The organism is Campylobacter sp. CFSAN093246 (assembly GCF_012889415.1).
GTDB classification, from domain to species: Bacteria; Campylobacterota; Campylobacteria; order Campylobacterales; family Campylobacteraceae; genus Campylobacter_D; species Campylobacter_D jejuni.
In genome coordinates this window covers 436,798-455,073 of record NZ_CP040613.1, presented here as the reverse complement: position 1 = coordinate 455,073, position 18,276 = coordinate 436,798, and the positions used below count along the sequence as shown (strand labels likewise).

10 protein-coding genes and 2 pseudogenes are annotated in these 18,276 nt (G+C 32.3%); 1 reads left to right on the top strand and 11 read right to left on the bottom strand.

The annotated features are described in order from the left end of the window. Window positions 1-271 precede the first annotated feature (271 nt). The 9 genes and pseudogenes from aldA to FBE87_RS02375 form a co-directional block, all read right to left on the bottom strand. A pseudogene (gene aldA, locus FBE87_RS02415) lies at window positions 272-1,710 on the bottom strand (aldehyde dehydrogenase). A 13-nt stretch (window positions 1,711-1,723) separates the two neighbouring features. Continuing rightward, window positions 1,724-2,041, bottom strand: a complete 318-nt coding sequence (locus tag FBE87_RS02410; RefSeq protein WP_100621689.1) for an L-rhamnose mutarotase — start codon at window positions 2,039-2,041, stop codon at window positions 1,724-1,726. Continuing rightward, window positions 2,042-2,811, bottom strand: a pseudogene (locus tag FBE87_RS02405) (amidohydrolase). It lies immediately after the preceding gene. Continuing rightward, a complete protein-coding gene (gene fucP, locus FBE87_RS02400; protein WP_002868189.1) occupies window positions 2,795-4,051 on the bottom strand; it encodes an L-fucose:H+ symporter permease in 1,257 nt (418 codons plus the stop codon). Before fucP ends, FBE87_RS02405 begins: the two are co-directional and overlap by 17 nt. 10 nt (window positions 4,052-4,061) lie before the next feature. Then, entirely contained in the window at window positions 4,062-4,850 is a 789-nt protein-coding gene (locus FBE87_RS02395) for an SDR family oxidoreductase (RefSeq protein WP_052798262.1), read from the bottom strand. After that, window positions 4,851-6,137 carry an MFS transporter gene (locus FBE87_RS02390; protein WP_002871642.1) on the bottom strand — a complete coding sequence of 429 codons (1,287 nt, stop codon included), beginning with the start codon at window positions 6,135-6,137 and terminating at the stop codon, window positions 4,851-4,853. Window positions 6,138-6,148: 11 nt separating this feature from the next. Beyond that, window positions 6,149-7,315, bottom strand: a complete 1,167-nt coding sequence (locus FBE87_RS02385; RefSeq protein WP_002871641.1) for a UxaA family hydrolase — start codon at window positions 7,313-7,315, stop codon at window positions 6,149-6,151. 2 nt (window positions 7,316-7,317) lie between these two features. Further along, complete coding sequence (locus tag FBE87_RS02380; RefSeq protein ID WP_002779462.1) at window positions 7,318-7,581, bottom strand: UxaA family hydrolase; 264 nt, start codon at window positions 7,579-7,581, stop codon at window positions 7,318-7,320. Then, window positions 7,578-8,486, bottom strand: coding sequence for a dihydrodipicolinate synthase family protein (locus FBE87_RS02375; protein WP_002793543.1), 909 nt, complete (start codon window positions 8,484-8,486; stop codon window positions 7,578-7,580). The genes FBE87_RS02380 and FBE87_RS02375 overlap by 4 nt, the downstream gene beginning before the upstream one ends. 228 nt (window positions 8,487-8,714) lie before the next feature. Here FBE87_RS02375 and FBE87_RS02370 point away from each other — a divergent pair, with 228 nt between their 5' ends. Continuing rightward, complete coding sequence (locus FBE87_RS02370) at window positions 8,715-9,476, top strand: IclR family transcriptional regulator (protein ID WP_002793545.1); 762 nt, start codon at window positions 8,715-8,717, stop codon at window positions 9,474-9,476. Between the two features lie 30 nt (window positions 9,477-9,506). On the opposite strand, the gene rpoC is transcribed toward FBE87_RS02370, so the two are convergent. Next, entirely contained in the window at window positions 9,507-14,060 is a 4,554-nt protein-coding gene (rpoC, locus tag FBE87_RS02365; protein WP_002867604.1) for a DNA-directed RNA polymerase subunit beta', read from the bottom strand. After that, a complete protein-coding gene (rpoB, locus tag FBE87_RS02360; protein WP_168977216.1) occupies window positions 14,053-18,189 on the bottom strand; it encodes a DNA-directed RNA polymerase subunit beta in 4,137 nt (1,378 codons plus the stop codon). Before rpoB ends, rpoC begins: the two co-directional genes overlap by 8 nt. Window positions 18,190-18,276: the final 87 nt, after the last annotated feature.

The window sequence follows — 18,276 nt, the reverse complement described above, 5'->3', positions numbered from 1 at the left end:
ACAAAAATATAAACTAGAAATAATTTAAATGCTTTTAAAAATTTTTATAAAATAAACCTACATAATTTACATTAATATTTATAAAACATAAACTAATTTTTAATTATTGTTTTACTTATAAAAATAATCTTACTCATTTTAGACAAAATGAAAAATTCCAAAATTGATTTTAAGAAATTACTAAAAAAGTGTTTAATCCATAGTTATAAAGCATCATACTTGATTCCAAGATTATAATAACTCCTATCTAAAAATTTAGATAGGATAAAAATCATTGTTTATTAGTATTATACTGCAAATATACCACATGGGTAGCTAAATATTCTTCAAGACCATGTTTTCCATCAGCTCCGCCTATGCCACTTTTTCTAAAGCCTGCATGAAAACCTTGCATAGCCTCAAAATTTTCACGATTAATATAAGTTTCACCAAATTTAATTTCTCTGCTAGCTCTCATTGCTATATCTAAATTTTGTGTATAAATAGAACTTGTAAGACCATATTCACAATCATTTGCCATATCAATAGCTTCATCAAGTGTATCAAATTTAGCAATAGACAAAATGGGAGCAAAAATTTCTTTTTGCATAATTTCATCCTCATGCTTAACATTAGTAAGAACACTTGCAGGAAAATAATACCCACTTGTATCAGTGATTTTTCCACCGCATTCCACAACTGCTCCTTTAGCTGTAGCTCTTTGAAGCATTGCTAAAGCATTATCAACCCCTGCTTGATTGACCAATGGTCCCATATCAAAATCACCTTTTAAGGTATTTCCAACACTTACCTTACTCATGGCTTTTACAAATTTATCTACAAATTCATCATAAATGCTTGTATGCACATAAGCTCTTTCGGCACAATTACAAACCTGTCCATTATTGCAAATTCGACTTGCCTTAATCGCTTCTACTGCCAAATCAATATCCGCATCTTTACACACTATAGCAGGAGCTTTTCCGCCAAGTTCTAAAGAAACCTTTATGATATTTTTAGCTGCAGCTTCCATTACTCTAGCCCCTGCTTCAACACTTCCTGTAAGACTTACCATGCCTATATTTTCATTGCTTGATAATTCATATCCTACTACACTACCTTTACCTGCAACCAAATTAAACACACCTTTTGGTAAAGAACTTTGCGAAACAAGTTTTACAAATTCAAAAGCATTGTTTGGAGTTTCACTGCTTGGCTTTATAACAATAGTATTTCCTGTTAGTAAAGCAGGTGCCATCTTCCTTGCGATTAAGAAAAATGGAAAATTCCAAGGTAAAATTCCACCAATTACCCCAATAGCACTTTTATATAAATATATATGCTCATTAGCCCTATCGCTTTGTATGATTTCACCCTCATATCTTCTAGCCCATTCGGCCGTATAATCCATATAATCTGCTGTAAAATTAATCTCTATGCTAGCCAAAACTCTGGTTTTTCCTTGCTCTTGCATTAAAACTTCGGTTAAGAAATTAGCATTTTTGCGTATTAACTAGCTATTTCTTTTAAATGATTTGCTCTTTCAATCGCTGGTTTAGCCTCCCAAACTTTTTGTGCTTTTTTGGCTGCTTCAATCGCTCTTTTAGTATCTTCTAAAGAAGCACTCGCTACTTTTGAAATTACTTCTTTGGTAGCTGGATTTAAAACTTCGATAAATTCTCCATTATGTGGGATAAACTTTCCATCAATATAATTTAAATAAGTTGTCATTTTTTCTCCTTTTTTAGTCTAAGTGAAATACTTCTTCCATATTTAGCCATTTTTGTCCTGCATAGCCTAAAGATATTTGACAAGGATCTGTTACTTTCCACCATTTTTGTGTGCTTTCATCTCTTGCCATTTTAGCCATGTCTGCTTCAAAATCAGCACCTATATATTCAAAATATGCAAATAAATATTCCCCAAACAAATAAATGGAATAATTTTGTATATTGCATTCCTTAATCATCTCACAAACCCCTTCATAAGGCTTTGCATGAAGATTTTTATATTTTTGTATCTTCTCTTTTTTTATCTTTATGATTTGACCGTATCTTTGCATTCATTCTCCTTTATAAATTGATAAAGCATTTTTATAAAATATCAAGTCCAAATCTTTAAAAACCTTACTTTGCATAATCAACTCAATCCATTGCTTTGGAGACAAATTAGACACTGGATAATTACTGCCAAATATAAACTTATCCTCGCTAAAATTTTCTTTTAAAAAAGCAAAAAGTTCAAAAATAAATTCCTTAGGAGTTTCTTGTGAAAAATCATCAGGAGTAGAAAGCTTGATATATAAATTTGGAAATTTTTTCAAAAGATTTAAATCTTTTTGTATTCATTTAAACGATTTATTTTTGGACTTCCTAGATGATTTAAAACTACTTTTAAATTTGAATTTTTATTTAAAAAATTTTCCAAAAAACTGAGTTCTTCATTTTTCATACAAGCTTCAAAAGGTATATTGAAAGTTTTTAAAATTTCTATTTTTTCTTCAAAGTCTGCTTCAAATAGTCTTTTAGCTCCTTTTTTGCTCGTGTGCATTACTTCCCTAAAAGAACTAAGCTCTTCTTTATGCTTAAAATCCGCTAAACAAAACAAAAGATTATGAAGCTTTTTTTGCTCCAAAGCAAACAAAGCTTCCTTTTCTAAATCATCACTATTAACCTCAACATACATAGCACCTATAAATTCAAATTCTTTATATTCTTGTTTCATCCTAAAAAAATCATAATTTTGCTCTAATTTTTCATCGTCTTTTATCCATGAAATAGGTATTTTTTCCAAATCCCAAAGGTGTAGATGAGCATCAAAAATCTTTTGCATTTTTTCTCACTTTTGAGCCTATAAAGCCATACCAAGCCACATATAAAAACAAAGGTGCCATTGCTAAATACCCAGCGCCTGTACCATAATGATCATTAATAAAACCTATAATTATAGGCATAATTGCTCCACCTACTATGCTCATCACAAGCAAAGAACCGCCTAGTTTTACTTGATTTAAAGGTAAATTTTTTGTTGCTACCGCAAAAATAGTAGGAAAAGAAATAGACATAAAGAAAAATAAAGCTATTAAAAGCACTATGCTAAAAAACCCGCTAGCAAAATACAAGCTAAAGCATATAAGCACATTGATTAGAGAATAAAATCCTAAAATTTTTTCACCTTTGATTATCTTCATCAAAGGAGTAGAAACAATGCGCCCTAGCATAAATGCAACCAAAGCTATAGAAAAATAATAAGCACCTTGCGCATCTTTTAAACCTTCATTATGTTCTACAACATAATTGATAAAAAAAGCTCCTGCTGCAACTTGATTGGCTATATACAAAAACTGCGCTAAAAGCCCTAAGTTAAAATGTCTGTGTTTAAAAACATATATGGGCTTAGAATCATCTTTTTGCTTATAATCATCACTTACCGCACTTCCTTCTGGAAGCTTATTTGCAACAAAAGCAATTAAAATCAAAATAACAATGACAGCAATTCCTATATAAACAAGCTGGACATTTCCCATATTAGCTACCAATGCAGCCTCGATTTGCTCTTTACTCGCACCCTCTTCTTGTTTAGTAATAGATAAAAATAAAGCTCCGCCTATAATAGGTCCTACAAATTGCCCCAAACCATTAAAACTTTGCGCAGCATTGATTCTAAAACTCGCATTTTTTTCATCACCAAGCTTTGTCATGTAGGGATTTGCACTAGTTTCTAAAGAACCAATACCACAAGCTAAAATAAAAAACGCAAACAAAAACAAATGAAAAGAAGCCAAATTTGTAGCAGGTATAATAAGCAAAGCTCCTATGGCATAAAGAGCTAAGCCAAAAATGATTCCCATTTTATAAGAAAATCTATTGGCTATATAACCTGCGGGTAAGGCTATGATAAAATAAGCACCAAAATAAGCAAACTGTAAAAAACCACTTTCATGCTGGCTAATATGAAGATGATTTTGAAAATTTTTATTCATCACATCAATAAGTCCATAGCTTACTCCCCATAAAAAGAAAAGAGAAGTTACCAAAACAATAGCTATTTTTATATTTTTAGAATCAGTCATTTTTTACTCCTTAGTTTTCATCCCAATTTAATGCTCTATCTAAATGCACATAACCTCCATCTGGCATTAAAATTTGCCCTGTAGTATGTGAAGCAAGGGGACTAAGTGTAAAAACCGCTGTATTTGCAATTTCCTCTATGGTAGTAAAACGATGGCCTAAAGGTATAGCTTTTGCGATTTTTTCATATTGCTCTTTAGGATTAGGAAAATTTTGCAGCCATTTTTCATAAAGAGGAGTCATAACTTCAGCAGGAGCTATAGCATTTACCCTAACATTATCCTTAGCAAAAGCACAAGCCCATTCTCTAGTAAAACCCATTTGAGCCGCTTTGGCCGAAGCATAAGCTGAAGTTCTTCCTTGTCCTGTGATGCCTGTTTTACTCACTATATTTAAAATACTGCCTTGTTCTTTTTTAATGTAAGGCAAACATTCTTTGGTCATAGTATAATAATGAAAAAGATTATTTTCATAAGATTTTATCAAATCTTGAGTACTTGTATTTTCAATATGTAAATTATCATTTGTACCTGCATTATTTACAAGAGCATAGATTCCACCATGTTTGATAGCAACTTTTTTTACAAGCTTTTCAATTTGCTCATAATTTTTTAAATCAATTTCATAAAATTCATACTCACTAGATAATTTTTTTAATTCTTTATCGTGCTCTTTAGGCGTAGATCTTGAAAAAATTACAGGAATTCCGCCTTCGCTTGCCCATAATTTAGCAATACCATACCCAATACCTTTAGCTCCTCCTGTAATAATACAAACCTTATTTTTAATTTTTAAATCCATTTATTCTCCTTTATCTAAATTTAAAGTTATTTTTAAATGTATTAATACCAATACACCTAAAATTGCTATCAATGCTAACACTATAAGTCCAAACTCAACTCCAAAATGATTTTCTATATATGTTTTTAAAGTAGGAGCTACAAAACCTCCTAAATTTCCCAAGGATCCTATAAGAGCAATAGCAGCCGCGGCTCCTTTTCCTTTTAAAACTTGAGTTGGCAAATTCCAAAATATAGGCTGAATGACTATAAAACCTATAGCAGCCAAGCTAATAAAAAATAAAAATGCCGCCAAATTTGTAACAAAAGTTGAAGCTATCATGCTCAAACTTGCTAGCAGTAAAAATAAAATCGCATGTAAATTCCAAGAATGTTTTTTATCAGCCAATGAGGTAAATATTGGCAAGGCGATAAAAACAAAAATCCAAGGTATGGCATTTAAAAGTCCAACTTCAAAACCTACATTTATTTGCAATATTTGGGCAATTTTACTTGGTAAATAAAAAAGCACTCCATAAACACTTAATTGAATACAAAAATAAACAAATACAAATTTCCACACCAAAATACTTTTAAAAATATCTTTTATAGAATAATCCTTAGCTTTAGTATTGGAAATTTCAATATGTTTTAGCAAAATATCTTTTTCTTTTATATCTAACCATTTTGCATCTTTTGGATGTGAATCAAGATAAAATAAACAAAAAATACCTACTAAAACGGTAATACCTCCTTCTATTAAAAACATCCATTGCCAATTTTTAAAATATATATTTGGTGTATAATCAAGTATAAAACCGCTAATTAAAGAACCAAAAACAAAAGCAATTGGAACTCCCATTTGATAAATTCCATAAGCCTTAGATCGATATATAGCTGGGAAAAAATAACCAAGGTATAAAATAATGCCTGGACTAAAACCTGCTTCAGTTAAACCCAATAAAAATCTTAATACATAAAAACTTATTTCTCCTTGTATAAAAATCATTGCCATAGTTACAAGACCCCAAGTGATCATTATACGGCTCAACCAAATTTTTGCTCCTAATTTATGCAAAAATAAATTTGAAGGCACTTCAAAAATGGCATAACCTATAAAAAATATTCCAGCACCCAAAGCATAAGCAGCCTCACCGATGCCTGCATCAATTTCTATATGAGATTTCACAAAGCTAATATTTGTCCTATCAAGCATAGAAAGACAAAACATCAAAACAATCAAAGGCAAAATACGCCAAGATATTTTTTTACATACTAACTCTAACTTTATTGAATTTGCATGTTTCATCACTTTACCCTTTAACAAGTTGTAGCAAGTCTCCAAACTGAAAAATCATTTTGCTCGTTAAGCTCGGCTTTTACCAATTCTCCATCTGAAATTCGCACGATTAATTCTATAAGCTCATCACGCACTTCTTCTTTTGTTTTTACCCCATCTATAATGCTTCCTGCGTTAATATCAATAGCATCATTCATATTTTCATAACAAAAAGTATTAGAACTCATTTTGATAGTAGGCACGATAGCAGAACCCGTTGGAGTGCCACGACCTGTAGTAAAAACACAAATATTTGCTCCACCTGCAACCATAGCACTAAGTTGTTCTATATCATTGCCTGGTGTATTCATAAAAGTTAAACCTTTAGAAACTACAGGCTTAGCATAATCAATCACATCCATTAAGGTTTTAGTTCCTGCCTTATAAACACAGCCTAAAGATTTTTCCTCTATAGTACTAAGCCCGCCTGCCATATTTCCTGGGCTAGGATTTGCTCCTCGAATATCAGCATGAAAAGATTTGACTAAATTCTCATAAGCTAAAATCTTATCATATACCTTTTTAGCTATTTCATCGTTTTTTGCTCTCTTAGCTAGTATGGCTTCACAACCTATAAGTTCTGTAGTTTCTGCTAAAATTACCGCACCACCCTCATCGATTACAAAATCACTCAAACTTCCTAAAGCAGGATTAGCACTAAGTCCGCTATAGCTATCACTTCCACCGCATTCTGTGCCTAAAATCAAATCACTGAAATCTCCTTCACTTTTTTGTAATTTTGCAGCACTTTCAAGCATTTCATTGACTATTTTGATACCATTTTCAATGGTATTTTTACTACCACCACATTCTTGTATCACTAAATATTCAACCTTTTTATAAGGCGTTGCTTCTTTGATTTTTTCTGCTACTGCTTTGGCTTGTATTACCTCACAACCAAGCCCTATAATTAAAACACCAAAAACATTGGCATTGCTCCCATGACCTATTAAAACATCTCTAGTTTGTAAAGCATCAAATTCAAGCTGGGAGCAACCATGCTGATGGTTGATATAAACTGCTCCATTACATTTTCTAGCTATATTTTCACACACTTTATTAGCACAATGTACACTTGGTATGATAATGACTTTATTTCTTAAGCCAAATTTTCCATCTTCCCTTCTATAACCCATTATCTTTTTCATTTTCATTCCTTATCTCCACGACCTCTAATTCCCGCAGTATTATGGATATGCACCCATTCCCCTGTACTAATATCGCAACTTGCACTAGCTATAGCTTCTGCGTATTTGATAATAATTTCATCTTTTTTTATATCCTTTAGTGCAAATTTATGTCCGCTTGCAATATCATTTAAAAGCTCAATATTTGCCACTTTTTCGCCTTTTTTAAAGTCACGCAAAGCTGTGGCAACATTGTCTTTTTCATTGACTATAATATATCCTTTCATAGTTTTATACCTGTTTCTTTTTCTATAGTTTTAATAAGCTCTTTTGCTTCATCAAAGCGAGTGTTTAATTCTTCTTTTGTAGCAGGTGATAAAGGATGAATACTAGCATTTACAAATTCAAATCCTCTGGCCTTTAAAAGCAAAGCAAAACCCATAGGAAAAGCTATGCTCATACCAAATCTTATGGCCTTTAATAAACTTTTTTGTATTAGCAAAGCTCTGCCTATATTTTTTTCATTGATTGATTTGTAAATTTCGCTCATAAGTTCTGGAAAAACTCCACCTATGCTAGTCATAGAACCTTTTGCACCTGCTAATAATGCACCTACATAAAATTCTTCTCTTCCTACAAAAACATCAAAATTACTAGGTACTACATCTAAAATATGATTTAAAAGCAAAGCATCTCCGCTACTATCTTTTATACCCACAACATTATCAAGCTTTGAAACCTTTTCTATAAATTTTAAGCTTAGTGCTGGTGCAAAAAGAGGTATATTATAAACATATAAGGGAAGTTTCACTTCAGAAGCTAAATATTTTACATATTCAAAAAGTGCATCTTCACTCAATTTATAATAATAAGGCATAGCAAGTAATAAGGCATCAAGACCTAATTCATAAGCTTTTTGCGCCAAAATAAAAGTGTTTTCATAAATTGTCGAGGTAATACCCGTGATGATAGGTATATTATTTTTTGTAGCCTTTTTGGTGAGTTTCATTAACTTAACTTGCTCTTCCACGCTCAAAGCTTGAGAATCCCCTGCACTTCCATTACAAAACAATCCGTTCAAGCCTTTAGAAATACCAAATTCACAATAGCGAATAAATTCTTTTTCATTGATACTTCCATCATCTTTATATGGAGTAAGTAAAGCCGGTAAAGTTCCTTTTAAAATTCCCATTTTTTTAATTTTGTATATACAAAAATATATTTATATACAAAAAATATAACAAAATATTTGTAAAAAAATCAAGCTGTTAACTTGGTAAAAATTCGTATTTTATTCTTATTAACTGCCAATTTTTACAAAAAAATATTAAAATTAATAAATAAAAAAATTATGATTTTATGTTACTAAAAGTAAAAAATATGCTAAAATTTATAAAAATAAAACAAGGATAAAGACAATATGCATCAGCCCACTCTTAGAGTGTTAAATATTCTAGAATTACTTGCAAAAGAAAAGCTTACCTTAAGTGCTATAGCTAAAAAATTAAACATTCCTGCTGGAACTCTTTGGCCTATTTTACAAACTCTTCAAGAAAAAAAATATATCAAATGTGATTTAAAAAATAAAAGTTATTATTTGGATTTTAAGATTATAGAATTAGGATGTAATATAAAAAATGAAAATAATATTTTTGAAATAATCAAAAAGCATATGAAAAATATAAGAAATTTAACCAATCAAACTTGTCAAATGGGAATTTTAAAAGATGGAAATGTGCTTTATTTAGAAAAAATTGATGCCAATAATACAGTACAATTAAAATCTTTTATAGGCACTTCGTATCCTGCTTATGCAACATCTTTAGGCAAAGCCTTACTATCAAATAAAAATAAAAAGGAATTAGAAAAACTTTATCCTAAAAATTTTGATAAAATTACAGAAAACACCTTAAATAATATAAATGAACTCTATCAACAAATCAAACAAATTAAAAAAGAAAAAATTGCCATAGAAATTGGAGAAATGAATCCTCAAATTGAATGTATGGCTATAGGCATAGAACATAAAAATAAAATAATTGCTGCCATTAGTATATCTTATCTAATTTATTGCTCTAATAAAGCTTTTAGAGAAAAAAATAAAAAAATACTTCTAGAAGAAAAAAATAAAATAGAAAAAGTTTTAAAAATTTATTTTAATGATTTAGATACACTGTATTAATATAGCCCCGAAGGGCTATAAAATAGAGTTTTATTCTTGTTCTTTAAGTTTTAAATTTTGTTCGCCATAAAGCCCTGTTCCAACAGGAATCATTCTACCTAGAATAACATTTTCTTTTAAATCTTCTAAGTAGTCAAATTTACCTGCTATACTTGCTTCAGTTAAAACTTTGGTAGTTTCTTGGAATGAAGCCGCAGAAATCACACTATCACTTCCAATCGCTGCTCTTGTTACACCTAAAAGCACAGGCTCGGCAATAGCTGGTTCTCCACCCATTCTAATGATTCTTTCATTTTCTTCACGGAATTTACGTCTTGAAACCAAATCACCTTCAATAAATTTCGTATGTCCACTATCTACAACTTTTACTTGTCTTAGCATTTGAGAAACGATAACTTCTATATGTTTATCAGAAATCACAACACCTTGTCCGCGATAAACTTGCTGAATTTCAGAAATCAAATAATAATGCAAGGCTTTTTCACCTAAAATTTTAAGCACATCATGACTCGAAACAACTCCATCTGTAAGTTTTTCACCTGCATGAATAAACTCTCCATCTCTTACTTGAATATGTTTTGATTTGTCGATTAAATACTCAGCACTTGTTCCATCTTCTGCTTGGATAATAATTCTTTCTTTAGAACGCAAAGGCTTATCAAAACGAACAACACCATCAATTTCTGCAATCACAGCCGCATTTTTTGGTTTTCTTGCTTCAAAAAGTTCAGAAACTCTTGGAAGACCTCCTGTAATATCCTTTGATTTAGCTGCTGCTTTTGGAGTTTTTGCTAAAATATCTGCTTGAGCAATTTTATCGCCATCATGAACAAAAATAACGGTTTTTGGTTCAAGGTGATAACGCACAGCTTTATCACCTTTTCCTGCAATTACCAAAGTTGGTCTAACTCCGCTAGGTAAATACTCATTAATTACTAAAGAACGCTTACCTGTAGCTTCATCAATTTGCTCATCAGCACTATAACCTGCTTCAATATCCTCAAAGCTTACAACACCATCAATTTCTGCAATGATAGTATTATTATAAGCATCCCATTCTGCAATCACTTTTCTTTCTTTTTTAGGAGCACTTGCAATGATAGTATTTGCGTCATCGATTTTTTCACTATCGTTAAATTCTATCTTAGATTCTCTTGGGATATAGTGTCTTTTTGCTTCTCTATCATTTTCATCAGCAATCACTACAAAGAATCCTTTTTCTTTAACAATATCACCTTTTTTAACATTTTTTACTCTATCTAAACCATCGCCTTTAAGGATGTAAAATTTGAGTGTTCCTTTTTCGCCTGCTTTGATATTTTGAACTACAGGCTCGCCATCTTCTACTAAAATTTCACTCGCAAAAGGAATACGATTTGGTACATTCCAACCCTCTTTAATCACTTCTACGATACTTTCATTTTCTTCTACTTGCATGCCGCTTTGATATGGCAAATAAAGTTTTCCATCTATACTGCCACTTACACCTGCTAATTCATTTGGTTTAGCAAGATCGTATTTTCTTAATATGTATTTTACTTCTTGTTTTTTATCTTTAATAGAAACAATCACATCTTCATGAATATTTTCTATATTAATCACACCTTTAAATGGAGTTTTGATTTTTGGCTCCACAAGTAAAACCGCCGCATTTCTACGATTTGCTACGATATTTTTACCTTCTTTGTTTTTATAAGTTTTAAGATTATAAAATCTTATAAAACCTTCTTTTTGTGCGCTTACTTGTCTATCTTGTAAATCCGTACTTGCAGTTCCCCCGCTATGGAAAGTTCTTAGAGTTAGCTGCGTTCCTGGTTCACCGATAGATTGAGCGGAAATAATTCCCACTGCTTCGCCTGGTTTTACTAATTTACCTTCACCAAGATTGATACCATAACATTTTGCACAAATTCCTTTTTTAGCTTTGCAGGTAATAGGAGTGCGGATATTGACACTTTTTATACCGCTTTCGCCAAGAATTTTTGCTTTTTCCTCATCCATTAAAGTACCTTCCGCAAAAAGCACAGAATTTGTAATAGGATCAATCACATCCTCAGCTAAAACCCTGCCTAAAATTCTTTCTTCTAAAGTTTCTATAATAGAACTATCTGCGGTAATTTCATTGATTTCAACACCCTCATGTGTTCCACAATCTTCAATGGTAATTTTTACATTTTGTGCAACATCGATGAGTTTTCTTGTCAAATAACCCGCATTTGCTGTTTTAAGAGCGGTATCTGCAAGACCTTTTCTAGCACCGTGAGTTGAAATAAAGTATTCAAGAACATTTAGCCCTTCACGGAAATTTGAAATAATAGGCGTTTCGATAATAGAACCATCAGGTTTGGTCATAAGTCCTCTCATCGCAGCAAGCTGAGAAATTTGAGCCGCACTACCCCTAGCACCAGAATCTGCCATCATATAAATAGAGTTAAAACCTTCTTTATCTTTTTCTACAAGCTTCATCATTTCTTTTGAAAGAACATTGTTTGTACTTTTCCAAATATCAATGATTTTATTGTATCTTTCCCCTGAAGTAATCAAACCGAGATTATAAGAATTTTGAATTTCTCTTACTTGTTTTTTTGCTTCATCGATAGCTTTTTGTTTATCATTAGGAACAATAATATCTGCAATCGAAATTGAAATACCTGCTTTAGTTGCATATTCAAAACCTAAATTTTTAAGTCTATCTAAGAAACTTGCTGTAATCTCTAAACCACCTTGTTTATAAACATAATCTACAAGTGCAGCAATGTCTTTTTTCTTTAAGACTTTATTCCAACTATTTTCAGGCACAAAATCAGGCAAGATGGATTTAATAATCAATCTTCCTGCTGTAGTGGTAATCTTTCTACCATCTACCATAGTTTGTATGCTCGCATGAATATCCAAACACTTGCTTTCAAGTGCCATCATCACTTCATCAATGCCTGTACAAATTTTATGCGAACCTTTAGCACCTGCTTTTTCCAACGAAAGATAATAAATTCCTAAAACCATATCTTGCGATGGAACGGTTACAGACTTACCGCTTGCTGGTAAAAGAATATTCATTGATGAAAGCATAAGCACTTTACATTCTGCAATAGCCTCTTGAGAAAGCGGTACATGCACTGCCATTTGATCCCCATCAAAGTCTGCGTTAAATGCTGCACAAACCAAAGGATGAAGTTGTATAGCCTTACCTTCCACTAAAACAGGATGAAAAGCTTGGATAGAAAGCTTATGCAAAGTAGGTGCACGGTTTAGCATAACAGGATGTCCCTTTACTACCTCTTCTAAACATTCCCAAACTTCATTGGTTTTATTTTCTATCATTTTTTTAGCTTGTTTTACTGTGGTTGCATAACCTTTTTCTTCAAGCTTAGCTAAAAGATGTGGCTTAAAAAGCTCTAAAGCCATTTTTTTAGGTAAACCGCATTGATCCATTCTAAGTTTTGGACCTACAACAATAACACTACGACCTGAGAAATCCACCCTTTTACCTAGTAGATTTTGTCTAAAACGTCCTTGTTTCCCTTTGATGATTTCACTTAAAGATTTCAATGGGCGTTTATTTGCTCCTTTTACAGCATTAGCACGACGACCGTTGTCAAAAAGCGCATCAACAGCCTCTTGAAGCATTCTTTTTTCATTTCTGATAATGATTTCAGGTGCATCAAGTTCCATAAGTTTTTTAAGACGTGTATTTCTATTGATAACACGACGATATAAGTCATTCACATCAGAAACTGCAAATTTCCCACCATCTAAAGCCACTAAAGGACGCAAATCTGGCGGTAAAACTGGAAGATTTGTAATCATCATCCATTCAGGACGATTTGGTACAGCTTCGTCGCTATCGGTATTGGCGTTTAAATTTGAATTTAAGAAATTTTCTACAACTTTTAAGCGTTTAATGATAGTTTTTTTCTTAGCCTCTGAATTTGTAGCCCCCATTTCTTCTTTAAGCTGATTTAAAAGCGCTACAAGATCTAAATTTGCAAGTAAATCACGAACAACTTCTCCACCCATTCTTGCTTTAAAGCCGCTATTTTCATAGCGTTGCATTAAATTTTGATATTGCTCTTCGTTCAAAACATCGCAATATTCCACTTTTTTAGTACTTTCATTATCATAGAAAGCATCACCTGGGTTTTCAACAATATAAGCTTCATAATAAAGCACGCGCTCAAGATCTTTCATCTTAACACCCAAAAGCGTTCCTATACGGCTTGGAAGAGAATTAACATACCAAATATGAGCCACAGGAGTTACAAGCTCGATATGCCCCATTCTAGAACGACGCACTTTTGAATTTGCTACTTCAACACCACATTTTTCACACTTAACGCCTTTAAAACGCATTTTTTTGTATTTACCACAAAGACACTCATAATCTCTTATAGGTCCAAAAATCTTTGCACAAAAAAGCCCATCTCTTTCAGGCTTTAAGGTTCTATAATTGATAGTTTCTGGTTTTTTTACTTCTCCATAAGACCATGATTTGATTTTTTCAGGACTTGCAAGTCTTAGTTGAAATGCTTCAAAATCTCTAGGTCTTGCATCTTCTTTAATTTCTATTACTTTAAATTTACTCATTATCTTCATCCTTATCAAAAATCTCAACATCTAAAGCAAGAGATTTAAGCTCATTGGTTAATACAAAAAATGTTTCAGGAATTCCTGTTGCTGGAACATTTTCACCTTTTGTCAATGCTTTATAGGCACTAAATCTACCTTCTACATCATCTGATTTTATGGTTAACATTTCTCTTAAAGTGTGAGCCGCTCCATAAGCTTCAAGTGCCCAAACTTCCATTTCTCCAAATCTTTGTCCCCCAAAGAGTGCTTTACCACCCACAGGTTGCTGGGTAACCAAGCTATAAGGTCCTGTACTTCTTGCATGAACTTTTTCATCAACCAAGTGATGGAGTTTTAGCATATACATACATCCTACATGAACACGCTCTGCAATTTTTTCCCCCGTGCGTCCATCATAAAGTTCTGTTTTGCCATCCATATCTATCTTAGCCATTTTAAAAAGCTTGCTAAATTCTTCTATATTTACACCTTCAAAAACAGGAGTAGAAAATTTAACTCCTTTACTCCAGTCTCTAGCATAGTTTAAAAGCTCTTCATCGCTTAAGCTTTTAATAAATTCTTTTTCGTTTGCAAGTCTTGGAATAGAACAAATTTCAAGTATTTTCGCTCTTAATTCTTTAAGAAAATCTTTTTGCTTTCTATCAAAAATTTCTTGAATTTGATCCCCAAGTCTAAGTCCAACTAAACCTAAATGACTTTCTAAAATTTGACCTATATTCATACGACTTGGAACGCCAAGTGGATTAAGCGCAATATCCACGCTCTTACCATTTGGCAAATAAGGCATATCTACTTCAGGAACTATAGTTGAAACTATACCTTTATTTCCATGACGTCCTGCCATTTTATCACCGACTTTAAGCTTTCTTTTTGTAGCAATATAAACTTTAACAAGCTTAATTACCCCACTTGGTAAAATATCATCTTTTTCTAAAATTTCAAGCTTTTCATCGTGTTCTGCTTTTAATTTTTTCTTCTCATTTTGGAAATGATTTTTTAAATCATCGTATTCTTTTTGAATCTCTTTAGAATAAGCTTTAATCAAAGTTGTTAAAGTAAAACGATTGATTTTTTCAAGTTCGCTAATATCTGCGGTTTGTCCTTTTTTATAATTTTTATCTCCAATTTTTTGATCACTATTTAAAGGGGCTTTGGAAAGAAGAGCACAAACACGAAGCATTTCTTCTCTATCCATCATCAAAAGTCTATCATGATGTTCTTTTTCTAAAGCCATTTTTTCTTTATCATAAGATTTTATTGCGCGATCATCTTTTTCATAGCCTTTTTTAGTGAAAATTTTAACATCCACAACAACACCCTCTAAAGAAGCGGTTGCATAAAGTGATTTATTCACAACATGTCCTGCTTTTTCTCCAAAAATCGCTCTTAAAAGTCTTTCTTCAGGAGTTGGTTTAACCTCACCTTTTGGAGAAACCTTACCCACCAAAATCATGCCTGGTTTGATATGGGTACCAATTTTTGCAATACCGCTCTCATCAAGATGCGCAACATCTTCTTCTTTTACATTTGGGATATCTTTGGTAATTTCTTCTATACCGTCTTTTAGTTCTCTTGCTTCAATTTCTTTTTCATAAATGTGCACACTTGTAAAGGTATCTTCACGAATAATTCTCTCACTTACAACTATAGCATCCTCATAGTTATAACCATTCCAAGGCATAAAAGCGATTAAAGCATTTTTACCTATAGCAAGTTCGCCTTGATCCATAGAAGGACCATCTGCGATAATTTGTCCTGCTTTTACTATATCACCTTTTTTAACAATAGGATGTTGAATATAATTTGTATTTTGATTGGTTCTTAAATTTTTCTCCATAGTGTAATGGTCAATAAATGGACCTTTATCATCTTCACCTAAAATGAAAATGCTTTTATTATCCACTTTCTCAACCACACCGCCACGCTTTGCTTTAACAGCTTCCCAAGCATCACGCGCAATAATTTGTTCCATACCTGTTCCTACTATCGGAGCTGAAGCAGTAAGAAGTGGCACAGCTTGACGTTGCATGTTTGAACCCATTAGCGCTCTGTTTGCATCATCATGCTCTAAAAACGGAATCAAAGAAGCCGCAACCCCAACAACCATACCTGAGCAAAGATCGATTAATTGCACTTCTTCGCGTCTTGCAAGTATAGTTTCACCATCTTGTCTAGCCTCAACAAATTCTTCTACTATATTGCCTTTAGCATCAACCTTAGTTGAAGCTGGTGCGATAAATAAGCCTTCTTCTTGTGTTGCTGTAAGATAAACAACTTCATTAGTCACTTTACCATTTACAACTTTTCTATATGGTGCTTCAACAAAGCCAAGTTCATTTACTTTTGCATAAGTAGAAAGAGTGTTAATCAAACCAATATTTTGACCTTCAGGTGTTTCAACTGGACAAATTCTACCATAATGTGTCGCGTGAACATCACGCACTTCAAAACCTGCTCTTTCTTTTACAAGCCCACCTTCACCAAGCGCTGATAAACGACGCTTATGAGTAACCTCACTTAAAGGGTTGGTTTGATCCATAAATTGCGAAAGCTGACCTCCTGTAAAAAATTCAATGATAGTTGTAGTAATCATTTTAGGATTGATTAAATCATAAGGCATTGCTTTATCAAGATCCGCATTTAAAGAAGTAAATTTATCTCTGATCGCCTTTTGCATTTTTGCAAGACCTAAATGAAGTTCATTGGCTAAAAGTTCACCTATAGAACGGATACGACGATTTCCTAAATGATCTCTATCATCAATATGTCCTTTACCATTTTTTACTTTAATTAAATATTTTGCAGTTTTAATAATATCTTCATTAGTCAAAACAGTAACATACTCAGGCACTTCAAGACCTAACTTATGGTTCATTTTCATACGACCTACCTTGGTAAGATCGTATCTTTCAGGATTGAAGAATAAATCATTTACAAAAGCCTTCGCTGCATCTTTTACCACAGGTTCACCTGGGCGCATAACTTTGTAAATTCTAATCGCAGCTAAATCATTTTCATCATCGATATTTTCACTTTGTTTAAGAAGTTTTAGAGTTTCTCCATCTTGAGCAAAGGAGTTAATAATCGCTGCATCAACGCCATTAGCCAAGTCATTTGCTATATCAAAACTTTTTTGCTCTTTAATCTTAGCAAGCTTACTCTCATCTAACAAAGTTAAAGAATCAAATAAAACCTCTCCACTTTCTTTATCAATAATAGGATTTGCTAAATAACGATTAAGTAAAATTTCTACAGGATATTCTATCCATTTTAAACCGTCTTTAATAAGCTGTTCTGCTTTTTTCTTTGTAAGTCTTTTTCCAGCTTGATGAACGATTTTTCCTTTTTCATCTTTAATATCATATTCTATTCTATCCATAAAATCATTTGGATTAAATTCTGTTAAAAATTTATCTTTTTTCACATGTATAGTCTGAATAGGATAAAACAACTTAATAATATCTTGTTTTTTATACCCTAAAGCTCTAAAAAGCATAGTTACAGGAACTTTTCTACGCTTATTGATTCTTACATACAAAACATCTTTGGCATCGTATTCAAAATAAAGCCACGAACCACGATCAGGAATAATTTGTGCTGTATAAACAAGCTTATTTGCAACCGTTGAACTTTCTTCTTCTTTAAAAATAACACCAGGGCTTCTATGTAATTGATTTACAACCACTCTCTCAACCCCGTTAATGATAAAAGATACACGATCTGTCATTAAAGGAATTTCGCGGATATAAATTTCTTGTTCTTTAATATCTTTTACGCCAACTTTTTCCCCTGTTTTTTCATCTTTTTCATGCAGAGTAAGACGGATTTTCATTTTTAAATTTACAGAATAAGTCAAACCTCTTTCCATGCATTCGCGAATGGTATATTTTGGCTTGCCTATTTCACTACTAACATATTCAAGACTCAATCTATTTTGCGGATCATGAATAGGAAAAATTGATTTAAAAACTTTTTCTATACCACTTTCACCATTACCAAGATTTAAAAAATAATCAAAACTCTTTTTTTGTAATTGTAGAAGATTTGGGATTTCTATTTGTTTTGAAATGTTTGAGAAGTCTACTCTTAAACGATTTCCTAATTTATTATCTAACATATCGCACATACCTCATGGTAAATTTTGTAAATTTAAAAAAGAAGACCTAAAAATTAGGTAAAAATAAAAAAAGAAGACTTGCCTTGGCAAATCTTC

Excerpts from the sequence above, each read along its gene's own strand:
- FBE87_RS02410 (WP_100621689.1), bottom strand. The coding sequence starts at position 2,041 with ATGCAAAGATACGGTCAAATCATAAAGATAAAAAAAGAGAAGATACAA.
- fucP (WP_002868189.1), bottom strand. The coding sequence starts at position 4,051 with ATGACTGATTCTAAAAATATAAAAATAGCTATTGTTTTGGTAACTTCT.
- FBE87_RS02395 (WP_052798262.1), bottom strand. The coding sequence starts at position 4,850 with ATGGATTTAAAAATTAAAAATAAGGTTTGTATTATTACAGGAGGAGCT.
- FBE87_RS02390 (WP_002871642.1), bottom strand. The coding sequence starts at position 6,137 with ATGAAACATGCAAATTCAATAAAGTTAGAGTTAGTATGTAAAAAAATA.
- FBE87_RS02385 (WP_002871641.1), bottom strand. The coding sequence starts at position 7,315 with ATGAAAAAGATAATGGGTTATAGAAGGGAAGATGGAAAATTTGGCTTA.
- FBE87_RS02380 (WP_002779462.1), bottom strand. The coding sequence starts at position 7,581 with ATGAAAGGATATATTATAGTCAATGAAAAAGACAATGTTGCCACAGCT.
- FBE87_RS02375 (WP_002793543.1), bottom strand. The coding sequence starts at position 8,486 with ATGGGAATTTTAAAAGGAACTTTACCGGCTTTACTTACTCCATATAAA.
- FBE87_RS02370 (WP_002793545.1), top strand. The coding sequence starts at position 8,715 with ATGCATCAGCCCACTCTTAGAGTGTTAAATATTCTAGAATTACTTGCA.
- rpoC (WP_002867604.1), bottom strand. The coding sequence starts at position 14,060 with ATGAGTAAATTTAAAGTAATAGAAATTAAAGAAGATGCAAGACCTAGA.
- rpoB (WP_168977216.1), bottom strand. The coding sequence starts at position 18,189 with ATGTGCGATATGTTAGATAATAAATTAGGAAATCGTTTAAGAGTAGAC.